The organism is Veillonella parvula (assembly GCF_024461875.1).
Lineage (GTDB): Bacteria > Bacillota > Negativicutes > Veillonellales > Veillonellaceae > Veillonella > Veillonella parvula_I.
Map to the genome: position 1 here is coordinate 332,136 of NZ_JANGAL010000002.1, position 17,526 is coordinate 349,661.

The 17,526-nt window shown below is 38.7% G+C and carries 15 protein-coding genes; 1 reads left to right on the top strand and 14 read right to left on the bottom strand.

Annotation, left to right across the window (positions count from 1 at the left end; all coding sequences use genetic code 11):
- Window positions 1-4 precede the first annotated feature (4 nt).
- The 13 genes from NE668_RS05690 to NE668_RS05750 form a co-directional block, all read right to left on the bottom strand.
- A complete protein-coding gene (locus NE668_RS05690) occupies window positions 5-3,130 on the bottom strand; it encodes an ATP-binding protein (protein ID WP_227037503.1) in 3,126 nt (1,041 codons plus the stop codon).
- A gap of 358 nt (window positions 3,131-3,488) precedes the next feature.
- The gene (locus tag NE668_RS05695) at window positions 3,489-4,229 is read right to left on the bottom strand and encodes an ABC transporter ATP-binding protein (RefSeq protein WP_227037501.1); all 741 of its coding nucleotides are present in this window, start codon (window positions 4,227-4,229) and stop codon (window positions 3,489-3,491) included.
- A 1-nt stretch (window position 4,230) separates the two neighbouring features.
- Window positions 4,231-4,998, bottom strand: a complete 768-nt coding sequence (locus tag NE668_RS05700; RefSeq protein WP_227037499.1) for an ABC transporter ATP-binding protein — start codon at window positions 4,996-4,998, stop codon at window positions 4,231-4,233.
- A complete protein-coding gene (locus NE668_RS05705) occupies window positions 4,991-6,514 on the bottom strand; it encodes an ABC transporter substrate-binding protein (RefSeq protein WP_227037497.1) in 1,524 nt (507 codons plus the stop codon). The genes NE668_RS05700 and NE668_RS05705 overlap by 8 nt, the downstream gene beginning before the upstream one ends.
- A gap of 66 nt (window positions 6,515-6,580) precedes the next feature.
- Window positions 6,581-7,390: an ABC transporter permease gene (locus tag NE668_RS05710; RefSeq protein ID WP_227037496.1), complete on the bottom strand. Its 810-nt coding sequence runs from the start codon at window positions 7,388-7,390 to the stop codon at window positions 6,581-6,583.
- Window positions 7,383-8,333, bottom strand: a complete 951-nt coding sequence (locus NE668_RS05715) for an ABC transporter permease (RefSeq protein ID WP_195394572.1) — start codon at window positions 8,331-8,333, stop codon at window positions 7,383-7,385. Before NE668_RS05715 ends, NE668_RS05710 begins: the two co-directional genes overlap by 8 nt.
- 271 nt (window positions 8,334-8,604) lie before the next feature.
- Window positions 8,605-9,192 carry a hypothetical protein gene (locus NE668_RS05720; RefSeq protein WP_227037493.1) on the bottom strand — a complete coding sequence of 196 codons (588 nt, stop codon included), beginning with the start codon at window positions 9,190-9,192 and terminating at the stop codon, window positions 8,605-8,607.
- 267 nt (window positions 9,193-9,459) lie between these two features.
- On the bottom strand, window positions 9,460-10,221 hold the full coding sequence (locus tag NE668_RS05725; protein WP_004694325.1) for an SDR family NAD(P)-dependent oxidoreductase: 762 nt from the start codon (window positions 10,219-10,221) through the stop codon (window positions 9,460-9,462).
- A 112-nt stretch (window positions 10,222-10,333) separates the two neighbouring features.
- Window positions 10,334-11,092 carry an SDR family NAD(P)-dependent oxidoreductase gene (locus NE668_RS05730; RefSeq protein ID WP_227037491.1) on the bottom strand — a complete coding sequence of 253 codons (759 nt, stop codon included), beginning with the start codon at window positions 11,090-11,092 and terminating at the stop codon, window positions 10,334-10,336.
- 386 nt (window positions 11,093-11,478) lie between these two features.
- Window positions 11,479-12,480, bottom strand: a complete 1,002-nt coding sequence (locus NE668_RS05735; protein WP_227037489.1) for an electron transfer flavoprotein subunit alpha/FixB family protein — start codon at window positions 12,478-12,480, stop codon at window positions 11,479-11,481.
- Entirely contained in the window at window positions 12,480-13,469 is a 990-nt protein-coding gene (locus NE668_RS05740) for an electron transfer flavoprotein subunit beta/FixA family protein (protein WP_227037488.1), read from the bottom strand. The genes NE668_RS05735 and NE668_RS05740 overlap by 1 nt, the downstream gene beginning before the upstream one ends.
- Window positions 13,470-13,473: 4 nt before the next feature.
- Complete coding sequence (locus NE668_RS05745; protein WP_008715118.1) at window positions 13,474-13,752, bottom strand: ferredoxin family protein; 279 nt, start codon at window positions 13,750-13,752, stop codon at window positions 13,474-13,476.
- On the bottom strand, window positions 13,749-15,056 hold the full coding sequence (locus NE668_RS05750; RefSeq protein ID WP_105086790.1) for an FAD-dependent oxidoreductase: 1,308 nt from the start codon (window positions 15,054-15,056) through the stop codon (window positions 13,749-13,751). The genes NE668_RS05745 and NE668_RS05750 overlap by 4 nt, the downstream gene beginning before the upstream one ends.
- A 388-nt stretch (window positions 15,057-15,444) precedes the next feature.
- On the opposite strand from NE668_RS05750, the gene NE668_RS05755 reads away from it, so the two are divergent.
- On the top strand, window positions 15,445-15,906 hold the full coding sequence (locus tag NE668_RS05755; protein ID WP_008603322.1) for an ArsR/SmtB family transcription factor: 462 nt from the start codon (window positions 15,445-15,447) through the stop codon (window positions 15,904-15,906).
- Between the two features lie 169 nt (window positions 15,907-16,075).
- Here NE668_RS05755 and NE668_RS05760 read toward each other — a convergent pair whose 3' ends face one another.
- Window positions 16,076-17,398 (bottom strand): pyridoxal phosphate-dependent aminotransferase, encoded by a 1,323-nt coding sequence (locus NE668_RS05760; protein WP_227037487.1) that lies wholly within the window; start codon window positions 17,396-17,398, stop codon window positions 16,076-16,078.
- Window positions 17,399-17,526 lie beyond the last annotated feature (128 nt).

The following is a 17,526-nucleotide window of genomic DNA, read 5'->3' on the forward strand; positions in this document are numbered from 1 at the left end:
TTTACTAACTTAGATCTATATTCCACCACTGATTATCCACACCAAATTTCTCTGCTAATCTTTTATATATAGCAGCAGTATATGTATATCCCTGTTCAGATAAACTTAAAGATTTTCCATAATAATTATTGTATAATGCTTTATCTCCTTCTGAAGATGCCCAATGAACACCTCTGGAATTATAAGCTTCAACAGCATATCCCCTTCTTAAAGTATCAAACTCTGGTTTTTCTAAAATATCTATCACTACTTTAGATAAAAATTCACAAATTTCATCAGATTTAACATGAAATAACTTTCCACCCAGAAGATTTAATACTATATCTAAGCGATTAACATTTTTTGCATGATAACATACTGATTCAAACCAATTATTAAAAGATATCTCTGAATCAATAACACTTTCAAGTTTAAGCCACTTATTTAATATTGCATTACATCGTCGCACAAGAATAGAATTTTCTTTTCCACTTAATGATAAATCATCATCAACATTATCATCAGTTCTATATACAATACCTACAATTTCTATAAATAGACATATATTGTAATATAAAAGATTATTTAACGCCTTTAGATTACAATCATCATCATATAAAAATAAATTTATAAACTGGCATTCAATATAGGCTAATTTTTCCAAATTTGCACTATTCATCTCATGATTTTCACAATATATAATTAAAGTTTTAATTATACTCCCGTTAATTCTTTCGTCATTATCCTTTTCAATTGCCTCCAAACTTTCTATAAGATAATCGATATTAACATCCATATTATAGTGATAATGATAAATTGCTAGCAATGCAAGACTATATAAATTAAAATCCATTAACAACTTTATATATCGATTTTTATTATTCTCTTCTTTTAAATTCAATTGATATATATCAATTTCCTTAACTTGCTCCTTATAATTTAACCATCCAGCCTTTATCAAAACATCAAAAACACTATCATTAATTATTATGGCCTTAAAAAAATCTACATCAAAAGAGTTTTCAAAGATATGATGAGAAATAAACTCAGGATAATTTATACACACACCATTTAAAAAACCTTTAACTAAATCTGAAGAGTATTTCTTAAATCTAGTAAGATAATATGTAAATTTACTTTCATCATTCAATTCTCTAGAAATAAGAACCCCTATAATAACTTTATCTTCAACACTTGATATAAATTCGAAGAGTTGATTCTCTGCAATTTTTTCTCTTAATATTTTGGTTTGTACCTTTTCTACTGCTTTCTCCCTATCTTCCCAGCGTTCAATCTTACTAAACAAAAATAATCGATCTTTTGAGAATAAAAGCTTGCTATTATAATCTGAATGTTTTAATTCTATTAAATCAATACAACTCTTAATTTTTTCTATTATTTTTCCATATTGATTACTTTCATTTTGTCTTTGACACAAATAATACTCCTCATAAACCTTTACTAAGTTTAAATATAAATCAAAAGATACTCCCTCTTTTTGATTTATTCTACTCTCAACTTCTTTAAGTAAATTTATTTGCATCTCAGGAAACAAAAGCCAGAAATTCTTTAATAAAAGAATTAACTTATCTTCATGAATAGTCGCATAGTCTAAAAGCAACTTAAAATATTTCCCACAGATATCAAGATATTCTTTTTTTAATACCGTAATAGTATCGATTGGCCCCCTATATTTTAACCCATCAATATTTTGAGCTATCTGTATCTTGTTTGGTAGTAATTGTTCTACTATATCCCAAGCTAGTTCAATATCATCCGAAAAAAAAGTATTAATAATATTAATACGTGCAGAACAACTAGCCTGTGTTAAAGGCTTCCATGGTAGTAATGACATAATAATATATTGCTTAACATCATCTCGTATTTTAGATAATTGAAATAAAATATTCATAGAAATATTAAAATAATCTTTTAAATATGCTATTTTTTGTAACCCTTGGCACAACCTATCACCATAGGAAATGGACATAAATCCCGTAGATTCTTCATTAAATAATTGTATAAATACTTGATTATTAGTTCGTAAGTTTCTATCAAATAACGCTAAAAAAACATCTGGATTCCATTCAATAATTGAATCAATATAACTTTCTAAGGTCCCCCATACTCTCCAATCAGATTGTATAAAAATTGTTTCAATCCATTCATAAATTAAACTATCTATTTTTTGTAAATTACATGAACTAAAATCATTTTTATGTGTTGCTAAATATGCAATAAAATCATATATTCCCGTAAGAAAACCTTTTGAATATTTTCCATCTTCTCCCCGTGTAATACACCATCTTTGATCTTTGGGTTTAGATAAATTTGCACCTATACTATTAAGAACCGTTTTAACATTACCCTTAATACCATTCCAATACGAATCATAAAACTTAGATGCTAAAAATTCTAATAAACTATTTCTATTATTAAATTTTCCTTGATCACCTTTAATTTTAATAAAACCTTTTTCATTCCAATGAAAACTCTGAATATCTCTTTTAAACTGCTCCAAAGAACACCCAGTCGTGTTAACAATAAATTCTATATCTCCAGCATATATAAAATCCCAAGCTCCAATCATTAAAGCAACCATAATTGGAGGTATCCCATTACCTTGATACGAATCAATTAACTCTACTAATTTCTCTCTATATTTTGATTCATCAAAATAAGATGATCTAATCTTTCTTCTAACTTCTTCTGTTAATACTGCATTTTGGCTTCCCTGTCTATAAAAAGTCTGTCCTTCATGAATTGGTTGAATATTAACACCTTGTACCAGTTCATATATCTGTCCATCATTTTCTTTATTAATACATATTATCTCAAAAACTTTATTACCATACTTAATTTGTCCCGTATTAACAATTGGTTTGGGACTAATTTTATTTATCCAATTTTGGTACTCATTATCATCTCGAATTTCTTCTTCTGAAATACCCACTAATTCCCTATTATCATCTACACCAATAATAATAAAACGGTTTCTACCATATGCAGTATAAGCATTAAGCATAGAAATAACATCTTTTATAAAATATCCTTGTTTATCTTTTTTATAGCCAGTTTGTTTATAATCGATAAACTCACACTCAGGTGGCAAAGCTTTTAATAATTCTATAACTTCATCTTCTGTATACATGATAGTTCACATCCTTCATATCTTTAATTATGAATTCAACAATTAAACTAATTGCAATATCATCATTTTATGAAAGTATACTTTATCTCATACTATTATATTTCTACATATTATTAAAAACTCCTGCATATATAAGTATGGTTAATTTATTTTATTATTTTTATACTTTTGATAAATTTTAAGGTTATAATCCTTATTACATTACATGTACTAGATTACAGTAATTTAATTCTAAAAGAGCTATTTTATCAATATCACGGAACTGAATAAATATCAAAAGTATCCTTAATAGTTAAACTTATGCTTTTATAAATACTCCAAAAAAGAGCCCCTGTTCAAAACAGGGGCTCTTTGCTTTTTACTCACTTGCTTCTACAAGTGCTTGTGTATATGGATGTACCGCTTCTTTTAGTCGTTTTGATTCGATTATCTCTACGATTTGTCCATCTTTCATGACGATGATTCGGTCTGTTACAGCTTGTAATAGACCTATGTCATGGCTGACGAATACGTAGCCGAAGGGTTGTTCCGTATGGAGTTTTTGTAATAGGTCTAGCACCAGTTTTTGGTTCACCGCATCAAGGGCTGATGTAGGTTCATCAAAGAGTACTAGTTTTGGATGCATCAACATAATCCTTGCCAGTACTAACCGTTGCAGCTGACCACCACTTACTTCATGAGGGTATTTCTGAACAATAGTTTCAGGTAGATCTACATGTTTAATCCATTGGCGGATATCGTCCTTTGCTGCCGATATATCCATGAGACCATAGTTGATATACGGCTCTAAGAGAAATGCTTCTAAGTTCATCCGCGGTGGAATCACCGCCAAGGGATTTTGGAACATCATCTGCATAGAGTGATATATTTCTGTATGATTTTGAATGGAATGGATTTCCTCACCAAAGAGTCGCAAGGTGCCAGATGTAGGTTTTTCTAGCATAGCAATCAGCCTAAGCAGCGTACTTTTACCAGAACCACTACCACCAGCAATACCTACCCGTTCATTCTCCGCTACAGAAAAGGATACGTTATCAACGGCGTGGACCGTATGATTGTGGTTCGTATATTGTTTACATATATTCTCGAGTTGAATCATACTACACCACTTTCATTACGGAATCTAACAAAATACGGGTATACTCATCTTTTGGATGGGCCATGACCTCTGTGGTGGATCCCACTTCAACGAGTTGCCCCTTATTCATAACACCGATGCTATTGGCAATGCGAGCAGCCGCCTTGATATTATGGGTTACAATAATCACCGTTGCCCCAAGAGCCTGTGTTACCTCTTTCATAAGGTCTAATACAGAGGATTGCACCAGCATATCTAAGGCACTAGTCGGTTCATCGGCAAATACGATGCTAGGCTTTAAGATAAGGCTTAGCGCAATGGCCAACCGTTGTTGCATACCACCGCTCAACTGAAACGGATAGGCCTGCAAGATACGCGCTCCGTCAATTAAGTGAACGAGATTAAGCATATCTATCACTCGACTGACCTCGTAGCTTTCACCATGAGCACGGAATAAATCTTTAAAGTGATTTTCTACGGTGCGATTTGGGTTTAAATAGGCGCTGGGATTTTGAAAGATCATAGAAATCTTCGTGCCCCGCAATTGTCGCCAATCACCATCACTCAATGTAGAAACATCGGTTCCGTTTAGCAAAATTTGGCCGCTAATGCTAGCTTGTTTCAACATGCCAAAGGCGGCACGAACTAACGTAGATTTACCAGATCCACTTTCACCAACGATGGCAAAGACCTCACCATTGGGCACGGAGAAGGATACATCGCGTACCGCTTGCTCCGCACCGTATGAAATTGTAACCTTATTAAATACGATACAATCAGATTTATTCAATAGTAGAATCCTTTGTTAATAAGTAGTAATCGATTGGATGTACCGGTACATTTTTAACTTTTGTAGTAGATACAACTGTTGCACTTGGATACAACAAATAGATATCTGCTACGTCATCAACTAAGATTTGTTGCGCTTGTTTTGCAATATTAGAGCGTTCGTTTTGATCAAATGTTACTGACAATTGGTCGATTAACGCATCTACTTGAGGGTTAGAGTAGCCACCAACGTTTGCTTTCGCACCAGTTTTGTAGAACAAGCTGAGGAACCAGTAAGGATCGTTTGTAGACATAGTAACTACATTGCGTTCTACCAAATCGAAACCATCTGTACCAAGTGTATCTACTTCATCAGGGCTTTGTAATTTCTTAAGAGTTACAGCAATACCTGCTTTTTTCAATTCTTGTTGAATTTCTTCGTATAAGCTTGTGTCTTTACCCCAAATAGCAATAGTAATCGCTAATTCTTTGCCATCTTTTGCATACATGCCGTTTGCATTCTTAGCGTAACCAGCTTGAGTCAAGATTTGGTCAGCTTTTGCTACATCTGTCATCGGTTTATTAGCAATTGCATCATAGCCTAAGTTGGCAGATGGCGGGAATGGTGCCGCCCCTGGTGTAGAGCCATTGCCAATGATTTTAGCCATGGAATCATAATTAATGATATGAGCAATAGCGGAACGCACAGCTTTATCATGTAATGGAGATGCTTCTGTGTGGTTTGCTTTTAACATAAATACACGAACGCCAGCAACGTCTTGAATATTGAAACCGTCTTTGAACAAGCTGCGGTTAGCAGAGTCCACTTTTTGAATTACGTCTACGTCTTTAGATTGCAACGCCATAGCGCGTTTGTTATTGTCTTCGATGTCTTTTACAGTTACAGAATCAAGACCTGGTTTGCCGCCCCAGTAATCTGCGAAGGCTGCGAGTTCAATTGTTTCACCTTTTTTGAAAGCAGTGATTTTGTAAGGACCTGTAAGTACTGGTTTAGATGCTACATCTTTAAGATCTGCAGTGTCCATGATAACGAAAGCAGGTTCAGTCAAGCTAGCTAACAAGGAACCATTAGGTTCTGTTGTTTTAATAATCAAATTTTGACCATCTACTGCGATGGACTCGATTTTAACAGCTTTTGCAGAACGAGCACTTTGTTTCATTGTGTACTCGATGGACTCTTTTACCTTTTGTGGAGTCATAGGCGTACCATTGTGGAATTTAACATTTTCACGGATGTGGAATTTCCATGTTGTAGGGTCCACATTTTCCCAGGAGTCTGCCAATTGTGGAGTAAATTTCATATCTGGTGTTACTGTTGCCAATGTTTCACCAGCACCGATACGCGTCAATGTCCACGCATCCCATTCGTGAGTTGGGTCTAATGTTTCACCAAACCAATACAAACCAACATTCATATGCTTCCCTTGTTTGCCATCTTTAGCAGTATCATTGCCACAGCCAACCAAGAGAGCTACCATGCATAGCATGGACAAACATGCTAATAACCAACGTTTCATAATATCTCCTTTAAAATACATTGCCTCGTCGAGGCTTTCACCATAAAAAATCTATACACAGCACGGTTAACGAGATACATCAAGGGCATCGCGCAACGCATCACCAATATAGTTAAATAAAACAACGGTAATAAAAATAGCGAGCCCTGGGTAAATTAGCAGCCACGGCGCAGTTTGTAGAAAATCTCGGGAACTCAACAGAATCGCGCCCCACTCCGGATCCGGCGGTTGTACACCGATGCCGATGAGCGAAAAACTGGCTACCAAAATGATGGCGTCCCCTAAATGTTGAATAATAACGATCACCAACGGTGGCAATACATTCGGCAGAATATAGCGCCACAGAATTCGTAGATTTGAAGCATCTGACATACGAGCAAAGGTAATGTACTCCGCATGGCGTTCAATCTGTACGAGGCCTCTAGTGATACGGGCATATTCCGCCCATTTCGTAATGCACAAGGAAATGATTACATTCGTTATGCTAGGTCCCATAATACCGATGAAAGCAATGGCAATCACCATGTTCGGGAACCCTAGTACCAAATCAATCAAGCGAGATAACCAACGGTCAATGCTAGGTGTAGAGAATCCTGCTAACCCACCAATAGCGATACCGATGGCCCCACTAATGCCAATGATGGTGAAAGCAATCCCTAAAGAGGCTTTACCACCGTACAGAATACGAGACCACACATCACGACCGAGTTGGTCAGTACCTAATAGATGGGTACTACTAATGTCTTGTAAGCGGTCCGCGATACTCGTCGTTTCAGGATCAAAGGGTGCTATATAGGGAGCACATAAGAAAAATACGATCCACAGAGTTGCTAATACCAACATAGCGTATAAAGTATAGGGCTTTTGTCTATTCATAAGAGCCTCCTTTTATGGCGGCTCTTCGCTTCGGATTCAGCCAAACACTCAATACATCAATGATGATATTAATCACGATAAACACCAAGGTAATCCATATGATATAACCTTGCATCAATACATAATCGCGAGCCATAATGCCTTGTACCATCATGTAACCAATACCTTTTATAGAGAATACCGTTTCAATAACGGCAGAGCCACCTAGCATAGCGCCCATAGTTACCCCCATCATAGGCAACAACATAAGTCCCACATGAGGGAATATGTAACGGGTGTAGACCATCCATTCTGGCAAGCCCAATGCTCGCGCCCCCTGTACAAAGGGCTGTCGCGACACTTCTAAAATAGCATTGCGCAATCGACGAATGTAGAGACCACATATCCATAAAGCAAGGGTTACCGCGGGCAATACATAGGCAGAAAAGCCATTGGTATTCGTTATCGACACTAGCTGTAATTTAACACCAAATAAGTACAGTAATAATAAACCGACCCAGAACCCGGGGATTGCTAATGCTAGAAATGTAACGAGACGAACCCCATGATCAATCCATGAGTCTTGATACTTTGCAGATAACATACCGAGCGGTATGGTTACCACTATCCCCATAACAAGAGCTAAGGATACTAGCCCCAAGGTATTAGGCAAGGCGCCACCAAGAATAGTCGCCACTGGTAAAGCGTACAGAATGGACTCACCAAAGTCCCCTTGTACAATTTGACCTAACCAACGTAGGTATTGCTGCCACCAAGGGTCATTGAGCCCCAACTGCTCTCGTGTCTGTGCAACTACAACTGGATCTGGTGTAGCTCCTAGAAGATTAAACTTCATCGACACGGGATCAATAGGAGATAATTTTATCAATACAAATGTACCGATGGTAACAACCAATAAAATACCTACAATACTTGCCAAACGCTGTAGTATTAATCGATACAATACATCACCTGCCTTCTTTATCACAAAACAGCCATATTTATATTTATATTTATATTTATATTTATATTTATATTTATATTCTATCAATAGTCTTTATATATATGTATACCCGCAGAGGTATATTAGAGTGATTCTCATTATGAAAGTTTTGCATACCAACAAAAACGGCTCCTCATATGAGGAGCCGTTCCATATAAAACCCTTACAGTGTCCATGCGAGTGCTTCACCACAGCTCGCATGCCTATTCCACTAGACCTGGGCTTTTATATATTATTTTGTATGTAAATTTGGTGCAACTGTATTAGCAACGATGGCTTTAGCCATGTCACGAGTTACAGGCCTTTCGAAGTACATCCCATGAGTTTGGCCGTCTTTGGTCCAACCTATGAGATATACCATTTTATTGCCACCTTTGAAAATAACCTTTGTACCGTTTACTTTTTCATTAGCTGTTACACGAAAATCGCTATAATCGCCGCTAATATCTTCTTTTATTTCATTAGATACGCGATACACGATGCGTTTGCCTACAGCTTGATTACGAGTAGTATCTTCACCAGGTTGGTAAACATAAACCACTTGCAATACATCCTTATCAATAGTACTTACAGATTCAATGTTATAACCTACAGGCAATACCTTAGGCATTTGAGGTGTAATATTCATATATTTAGCCGCTTCATCTACAGTAGAAAACTCATGAAACGGACTTGGCATGCCAACCATTGGCGCTTCTTGTTCAGCTACCACAGATTTAGGTTGATTCGGTTTTACATCAAGAGTACCTTGAGCACCCGCAACAGTATAAGAACCTACACACGCACAAGCAACAGCCATCAATACGAATTTCTTCAACATGATTATAATCTCCGCTCTTTTACATATACATCTGTACAAACACAACACATGTATTAAGAATATTATAATTTATAAATATATTTTACAAAATATTCTTTATCAAAACTTATTTTATAATTATACCATAAATGATAGGGAATTTCAAGTAGTTATTTTTGATATAAAATCCTGAGTTCTATATTAGCTACTATACAAACATATATTCAAAATAGATGCTAAGACGCTCATCAGGAGTATCTATGTTTATATATAATCCATCCCTATCTACTATTTGGCAGCAGCTAGGTAATTAAATTTTGGCCCGCTGAGCTTAAACTCAAAGCTAGTTAAATCCACCTCGCCAACACATGCATCGCTATCATAAAGGGTGAGCAAAAAATCTGCGGTCTGTTCACTGCTATGATACTTTTCAAATGAAGCATCGTAATCAAATCCGCTTTTACCTGAAGCTACATCGCAGAACTCGCTTTTAGTAGCAGCAGGCGCTAAGATTTTAGCCTGCATTTTAGCATCTACATCCTGTGCAAGCTCATGATATAAGCCCTCTGTGAAGGCACTTACAAAAAATTTTGTGCCACAATATGGTACTACTCCGGGCGCTAAAAAATATCCACCCACGGAGGAAACATTTATCAACTGTGTTTGTTTACATTTATAATCTCGCACGAATAAACTAGAAAGTATCGCAAGTGCAGTTACATTTAAATCTATCATTTTTACCATTTTTTGAATATCATGATTGCCCATGAATCCAAAATCACCAAAGCCTGCATTATTAATAAGTGCCTTTAACTCATAGCTTTTAAGGTCATCCCAAAGCGCTAAAACGTTTTCGCTACGCGAGAGATCACAAGGTTTTACAATAACGTCTGAATCAGGCGAAATGTTAGCAATCTCGCCTTTCAAATTTTCTAATAATTCTGCTCTACGTGCAATAACGATCAAATTTTCTCCACGGCGTGCAAAAGCTTTTGCCGTAGCTGCTCCTATGCCTGAACTTGCTCCTGTAATAACGATATATTTTTTCATTTTTTTGCCTTTCCTTTATAAATAAGAGTATCTGGCTTTATTGCACTTGCTATGCCTCCTTAGTTAACATACGAGACCTTTACTCAGCTTTCACATTAAATCATAGGAAATCTTATTTCTTATGCACCATAAACCCAGCTGCTTGTTGGTTCGCCATGATTGTAACATCAGAAATTTGCAAGCGTTTAGGTTGGTTTGTTACATATAACACAATGTCCGCCACATCCTCAGGTTGGATGGCATCGATGCCGGCATAGACAGCTTTAGCTCTTTCAGCATCACCGTGAAAGCGGACTTCACTAAATGGAGTCTCTACGATGCCCGGTTGAATGGTTGTGACCTTAATATCCGTAGCAATCGTATCCATCCGAATACCATCGCTTAACGTCTTAACGGCTGCCTTTGTAGCGCAGTAAACGGCGCCACCAGGATATGCATAAATACCAGCTGTAGAGCCCATATTCACGATATGTCCTGCATTTTTATCAATCATATAAGGTAGTACAGCCTTTATTACATATAAAAGGCCTTTCACATTCGTATCAATCATAGTCACCGCATCATCGACAGTACTATCTTGGAAAGGATCTAAACCTTGTGCAAGACCTGCGTTATTTACGAGGACATCAACGCCACCAAAAGCCTCAATTGCTGCTGGGACCTTACTTTCAACATCCTCACGACTACGCACATCAAGAACCAAAGTCTCAACGCGCACGCCGTATTCCTTAGACAAACGACCCTGTACCTCAGCTAACACCTCAGCACGACGGCCAGAAATCAACACATTATCACCATACTTTGCATACGCCTCGGCAATACAAAGACCAATACCAGACGTTGCACCAGTAACAAAAACATTACGAGCCATAAAAACCTCCTTATCAATCCGAACTATATCTATACCCTAATTATACCACTTTAATATGTAATCGACTCTAGGCCGCTACGCGTACCACACTCTCCTACTCCCCAAAATAACATATTGACGCATTTGAAGGTAAAACGCATAGAAATGAAAAAGGATTACCGTTCCGGAAGTGACTTAGCTCGCCTTTGTCCCTTCCACTTTCTCTAAAATGATATGTAGGCGTATCTGTATTTAATACGATAATATTTGAGCTCTATCGCAGCTAGGAAATAAATAGGGATACCTATTCGAAGCCGCCTTGGGCGCTATGCGTACCCATGAAGGCTGAGGATAGGTATCCCTATGTCTTATTTAGTCTGATAAGTAGAGCTCAAATACTACTTCTTTTATTTCAAATGCGCCAACATATCATTTAACACTTCCATGCAATCCCCCACTATCCCATAGTTAGCGTGTTGGAAGATTTCTGCATTTGGATCGTTGTTGATAGCTACGATTGTGTCAGCACCAGAGATACCGCTCACGTGTTGAATAGCCCCAGAGATACCGAATGCCAAGTATAGTTTAGGGCTTACAGTTTTACCTGTTTGGCCTACTTGGTATGGCAATTCAATCCAACCCTTTTCAACGAGAGGACGTGTAGCACCTACAACGCCGCCGATAGCATCAGCAAGTTCGTAAAGCTTATCAAAGTTTTCTTTGGAGCCCATGCCACGGCCACCTGCTACGATGATGTCCGCTTCTTGAATGTTGTACCCAGCTTTGCTGAACGGAATGAAATCAAGACACTTCATACGAATGTCTTCAGGTTTAAGGTCGAATGGTTCAATTTGAATGCGGCCCCAACTATCTGCAATGCGTTCAGGCTTTTTAAATACATTAGGACGGACAGAGCCCATTTGTGGACGGTGATTTGGGGAAATAATTTCAGCTAAAATATTGCCACCCAAGGCAGGGCGTGTCCATTCTACAAGGCCTTCTTCAGTATCTACTGTCAAAATGGTACAGTCAGCTACGACGCCGTTTTTCATGCGACCAGACATGCGAGGTGCTAGGTCGCGACCATTATTTGTTGCACCAATCAAAAGAATATTAGGCTTATGGTCTTCAAAGAAGTCCGTCAAAACCTTTGTATAGCCGTCTGTTGTATAGTATTTCAAAAGAGGGCTTTCAAAAACGTGAACAATATCCGCACCATGTGCCACAAGTTCCTCCGCCTCGGATTGAACATTCTCACCAAGCAGCATAACTTGAACGAGTTGTCCCAATTCCTTAGCAATACGGCGAGCTTGACCGATAAGTTCGTACGTAACCGGATGTACTACGTCATCGATGGTATCCGCTACGACAAAGACGTCTCTATATTCATCAAAATTTGTCACTCCCATTATCGATCACCTCCTTTGGAACCTTCTTCACCTTTAACAGCTGCTAAAACCTTAAACTCACTAGAGGATACACTTTCAACAGAGGCAGCCCGCTGCACAGGATCTTTTACATCTACGCCCTCATCATTGGTATCTACAGGCTCTTCAATCAGTTCTTCGCTGGGCACTAATAGATGAGAAAACTTTTCTGGCTTGATATTATAAGCCAATTCAAGAATTTTCTTAGCCCCTTCGTCTACGGATGAAAGCATTTCTACCTTGCCCCGAAGCGGTGGTTGGTATACCTTGCGCACACGTGTAGGAGAGCCATTGAGACCAATACGGCTTTCATCAATATGCGGCATATCTCGCAATGTAATATGTGTAATCGTATATCGTTTAGCGTAAATCGAGCTCCAAAGACCGGGTTGACGAGGCTCATTGAGTTCAGCCGTAGCCGTTACCAATAGTGGCAAAGGAACTTCCACAATTTCGTAACCATTTTCATGTTCTCGTTTCACAATCGCCTTTTGGGCTGCTTGGTCTACGGATAATTCACAAGCATAGGTAGCTTGCGCCATACCTAGTTCCTCAGCAATTTGAGGCCCTACCTGAGCCGTATCACCATCGATAGCCTGCTTGCCGCAGAAAATGATTTGGAACTCACGATTCATGGTACGTTGAATATGACGAATGGCAGAGGCAATTGTATAGCTTGTCGCCAATGTATCAGCACCGCCAAACGCACGGTCTGTAATGAGCACCGCATCATCTGCACCGAGGGATAAACACTCGCGCAGTGCCGCCTCGGCTTGTGGAGGCCCCATAGTGACAACGGTTACACGGCTATCTTCATATTGATCTTTTACCGCAAGAGCTGCCTCTAACGCATGCATATCATAAGGGTTTACAATACTAGGCAGACCTGTGCGGATGAGATTATTCGTTTCTGGATCCAGCTTAATCTCAGATGTATCTGGAACCTGTTTGATACATACTAATAACTCCATACACTCACCCCTGTCTAAATTCTACGCCCTTAGCGTTACGCGGATATTTCCAAGTTTTTACGATAGTTTCGCCACAGAGAACACGGCAGGTACCGCATTCAAGGCAACCAGCAAAATCAAAGGCTAAATCGCCATTCTCTTGTAATGTATATAAACCAGCAGGACAGCCATTTACAAGTTTCATTTTCTCTTCCAGACCAAAGCCAGCGCCATCCACAATGATATGAGGAGACGTTTCATCTACATAGTATTTATTGGCGCCCAAGCGCTCTTCTAATTTCATAGGGAACGCACCCCTTTCCAAGCATCACGAATCAAGGTAACTAAACCTACATCACTTACACTACTCATCAATTTTTTCATCATTGGTACTGCCCCATCACCGTTTACAGTGAATACATCGCGCATCACATTATTCACAAGAGCTGGATACTCTTTAAATATACGAGGGTTGGATGCGAGGAAGGCAGGCATATTTTTATAAAGCTTCATGTCCTTATATAGCCAAGAATTCTTGATTTGACGTTCATACAATTTAGCAACGCGCTCCATGTTCTCATCGCGCAAGGCTACGTTAACCGCATCCGCTGCACACATGCCAGATTCGATGGCGAGGTCCATCCCACGAATGGTATACCCCAAGTTCATACACATGCGCGCTGCATCACCGACGATAACATACCCATTACCGCCCAACTTAGGCAGTGCTTTAAATCCGCCTTCTGGTACGAGATGCGCACTATGCTCCTTCAATTGACCATTTTTTAATAATGGTGCGATTCTTGGATGATTGGTGAAAGCTAACAGCATATCATCTACCGATTTAGTAGCTTTGCCGATATCTTCAAGGCCTACAACCATACCTACGGAAAGGCTGTCTTTATTCGTATAAATAAAACCACCACCTAATAGGCCATCGGTCATGTCCCCCAATGTAAGCCACGCCATCCCCTCATCGCCAGATAGCATAAGGCGATTTTCAAGATCCTCTTTTTTGAGTTTATATACCTCTTTTACCCCTACAGCCATTGTTTTTGGATCTGTAGGGCCTGTAAGACCAGCCTGTTCCAATAATAATGTATTAGAACCTTCTGCGATGACAACTAATTTTGCATATACTTCGTCATCGTGACAGCGAACCCCTATTACGCGGCGATGTTTACCTTCACCTTCGGTAATAAGCTCTGTTACCTGTACATTAGATACGAGGAGAGCCCCTTTTTTCTCTGCCTCTTCTGCTAGCCATTTATCAAATTTAGCACGCAATACTACGTAGGATTCTTCATTAGGTTCACCATCTTCGTAACTATACTCGATGGTAGTCATTTCATTACCTGTGCCTATAGAAATGCGCTCTTTTGTTACCTTTCGTTCCAACGGCGCACGGTCTCTAAAGTCCGGTACAAGACGCTCCAAAGAATGTGTATAGATGCGTCCACCCATCATATTTTTAGCACCTGGTGCGGTTCCACGTTCGATAAGTAAAACTTTTACCCTCTGCTCCGCTAAGCGTAATGCTGCCGCAGAACCCGCTGGCCCTGCGCCAACAACGATAACATCAAATGTTTCATTGCGATCAATTGCCATATACTCAGCTCCTTTAAATGAAAGCTTAGACTTACATAAGTTCATATAGTATATATATTTCTCTATTTAGAACCAAAATACCTTTAAAAATTATCACAGAAAGATGAATATATTCTATATTTTTCAGAAATATATTATAAAAGTCTCTACAGGTTGTATATATACTCATTATATATTAATACTAATGTATACTTTCCGTTCTAAATAAGTGCAATAAAATTCATCAATTCGTGAAATTTATAAGTAAGTCTAGCTTTCACGGTGAAAGTAGCGTATGATAAAAGTAGCAAAAACCCTATACGGAGCAAGACGCGTATAATACGACCGCATAATGCAAGTCCACGGTCAAGGTTGGGAACTCGTTATTTTTTAATTAAGAGGAGGCCCTATGGACCCGTTAAAAATCTTGAAAGCATTATCAAATCCGCATCGGTTAGATATTATATTGTGGCTAAAACACCCAGAGAAAGAATTCGGTGTACAAGTACACTCTAAAACTCTTATCGATTTTCCACATAGTGTGAGCGTTAAGAGCATCCAAAAGCGCTGCGGTGTATCTCAATCTTCTATTTCTACATTTATGAGCATTTTAGAAAATGCTGAACTTGTAGAATCGCGTAAAATCGACCAATATACCTATTTCCGTCGCAACGAAGAAGTTATTCGCGAATTTGGCGAATGGTACAACAAAGAAGTATCCATCCAGTCTGATGAAATTGACAAATTATTAGAAACGGTTATCTTAGAAGACACTTCATATCCAGCAACTGAGGAACGCTCCATACCTAGCGAGCAACTGGCAGTCGAAATACGTACTAAGGGACCGCATCATGATGAAGAAAGTAAATAAAAGCCCTTCCCTACTTACCATATCTAGGGAAAAACGAAAAGAGCTATAATTTTGAATATTATAGCTCTTTTTTATGTAATACTATACCATACATAGTATCTATATGACTCATAATGATAACTTACAATGCAAAAAGAGTGCCTCCCTTTGGGAATGGCACTCTTTACATTTATACATTTCGTTGTGCTTCGTAAGCTCTGAATAGTTTAGATAATAATTCAGGAGCCAAACGCAATAAATCAGGATTCTCACAGAAAGACACGCGCAATTGTGTTTTACCAGGGTTATTATCACCATTTTTACCGCTATAGAAACCATTGAGCGGCGCCATGAGGAGTGTATATTCCTTACCATCATCAAGGCTCACTGCACCGTGTTCGGCGCACCAGGACGCGAACTCTACACCGTCAAAGCCAGGTTTTGCCACCTTTCTCACGTCGATTACAAAGTAAATAGATGCTTCAGGGCGAGACACGATAAAGTCCGGTTCTACCTCTTTAAACCCTTTGTGGAGTTCAAAGATCATTTGACGATAGTAGTCGCGTTGTTGCTCATACCAGTTATGCAATTGCGCATAGGACTCATGCTTCAATGCGCCAAAGATATATTGGCCCAATGTATTAGCGCTAAGGTTTGCCGTATATTCCGCAACAGATTTTTCATAGCATAATTTATTATCTGTAATGATGGCTCCAATGCGAAGTCCACACGCATTCCAAACCTTACTGGCCGTTTCAAGGCTGATGCGGCGCCCTTCGATGCCAGGCACATCTTTATCGGTTAAAGCCCAAATACTAGATGTTTCTTTCCCTTTTTCATAAGCCAATTCACGGTACGCTTCGTCAGAGATAATCCATAAATTATGTTTAACGCACAATTTTGTATATTCAATGAGCGTTTCTTTGCTAAACAATTGACCAGTCGGATTGTCATAAGGAATGATGAGCAATGCACCTGGTTTTGTATCGATAATGCGTTGTTCAACAGTCTCCACAGACGGCAGTTCAAACTCACCATTTTCATTGAGCTCCCGTTCTACAGTCACAGTTTTACGGCCAATGCGAAGACCTACTGCATCATAGTTTGTATAAGAAGGATTGAACATCAAAAGAGGGCGTTCCTCTTCGCCAGCACCACCACATACGCCGAGCATGATAATTTCCATCGCCATGGATGCACCGTCTGTCACGAGTACATCAAGACCTGTCGTATCAAAACCTTGACTGCGCAAAATATGTAGAAATGCTTCACGGCATTCATCAGTGCCCGTAGTTGGTACATACGGCACAATACCATTATGAAACGGACTATTGACACCACCCAAATCAAACAACCTACGCTGCATGGCGGGATGCATAGGACGCATTACATTGCCAATAGAACCATTCACCAAGATAGGTGGGTTCTTACGTTCCAAGAATTTAATTTGTCCTAGGCGAATGCCAGACGGCTTGCGAGCCATCATATACGGCGATAATTCTGGTTGTTTCATTTCGATCCAACTCCTCTAAAAATCAACCTTCTCCATGGGAAGGTTTTGATAACTGTGAAAGTAACAAAACATTTACTATACAAGCAAATATACGTTTACATCACAAAACATAAACTATGAATACCTAT

Coding starts and splice junctions, on each gene's coding strand:
- NE668_RS05755 (WP_008603322.1), top strand. CDS start 15,445: ATGGACCCGTTAAAAATCTTGAAAGCATTATCAAATCCGCATCGGTTA.
- NE668_RS05695 (WP_227037501.1), bottom strand. CDS start 4,229: ATGATTCAACTCGAGAATATATGTAAACAATATACGAACCACAATCAT.
- NE668_RS05750 (WP_105086790.1), bottom strand. CDS start 15,056: ATGGCAATTGATCGCAATGAAACATTTGATGTTATCGTTGTTGGCGCA.
- NE668_RS05745 (WP_008715118.1), bottom strand. CDS start 13,752: ATGAAATTAGAAGAGCGCTTGGGCGCCAATAAATACTATGTAGATGAA.
- NE668_RS05760 (WP_227037487.1), bottom strand. CDS start 17,398: ATGAAACAACCAGAATTATCGCCGTATATGATGGCTCGCAAGCCGTCT.
- NE668_RS05720 (WP_227037493.1), bottom strand. CDS start 9,192: ATGTTGAAGAAATTCGTATTGATGGCTGTTGCTTGTGCGTGTGTAGGT.
- NE668_RS05740 (WP_227037488.1), bottom strand. CDS start 13,469: ATGGAGTTATTAGTATGTATCAAACAGGTTCCAGATACATCTGAGATT.
- NE668_RS05735 (WP_227037489.1), bottom strand. CDS start 12,480: ATGGGAGTGACAAATTTTGATGAATATAGAGACGTCTTTGTCGTAGCG.
- NE668_RS05730 (WP_227037491.1), bottom strand. CDS start 11,092: ATGGCTCGTAATGTTTTTGTTACTGGTGCAACGTCTGGTATTGGTCTT.
- NE668_RS05725 (WP_004694325.1), bottom strand. CDS start 10,221: ATGAAAAAATATATCGTTATTACAGGAGCAAGTTCAGGCATAGGAGCA.
- NE668_RS05705 (WP_227037497.1), bottom strand. CDS start 6,514: ATGAAACGTTGGTTATTAGCATGTTTGTCCATGCTATGCATGGTAGCT.
- NE668_RS05710 (WP_227037496.1), bottom strand. CDS start 7,390: ATGAATAGACAAAAGCCCTATACTTTATACGCTATGTTGGTATTAGCA.
- NE668_RS05690 (WP_227037503.1), bottom strand. CDS start 3,130: ATGTATACAGAAGATGAAGTTATAGAATTATTAAAAGCTTTGCCACCT.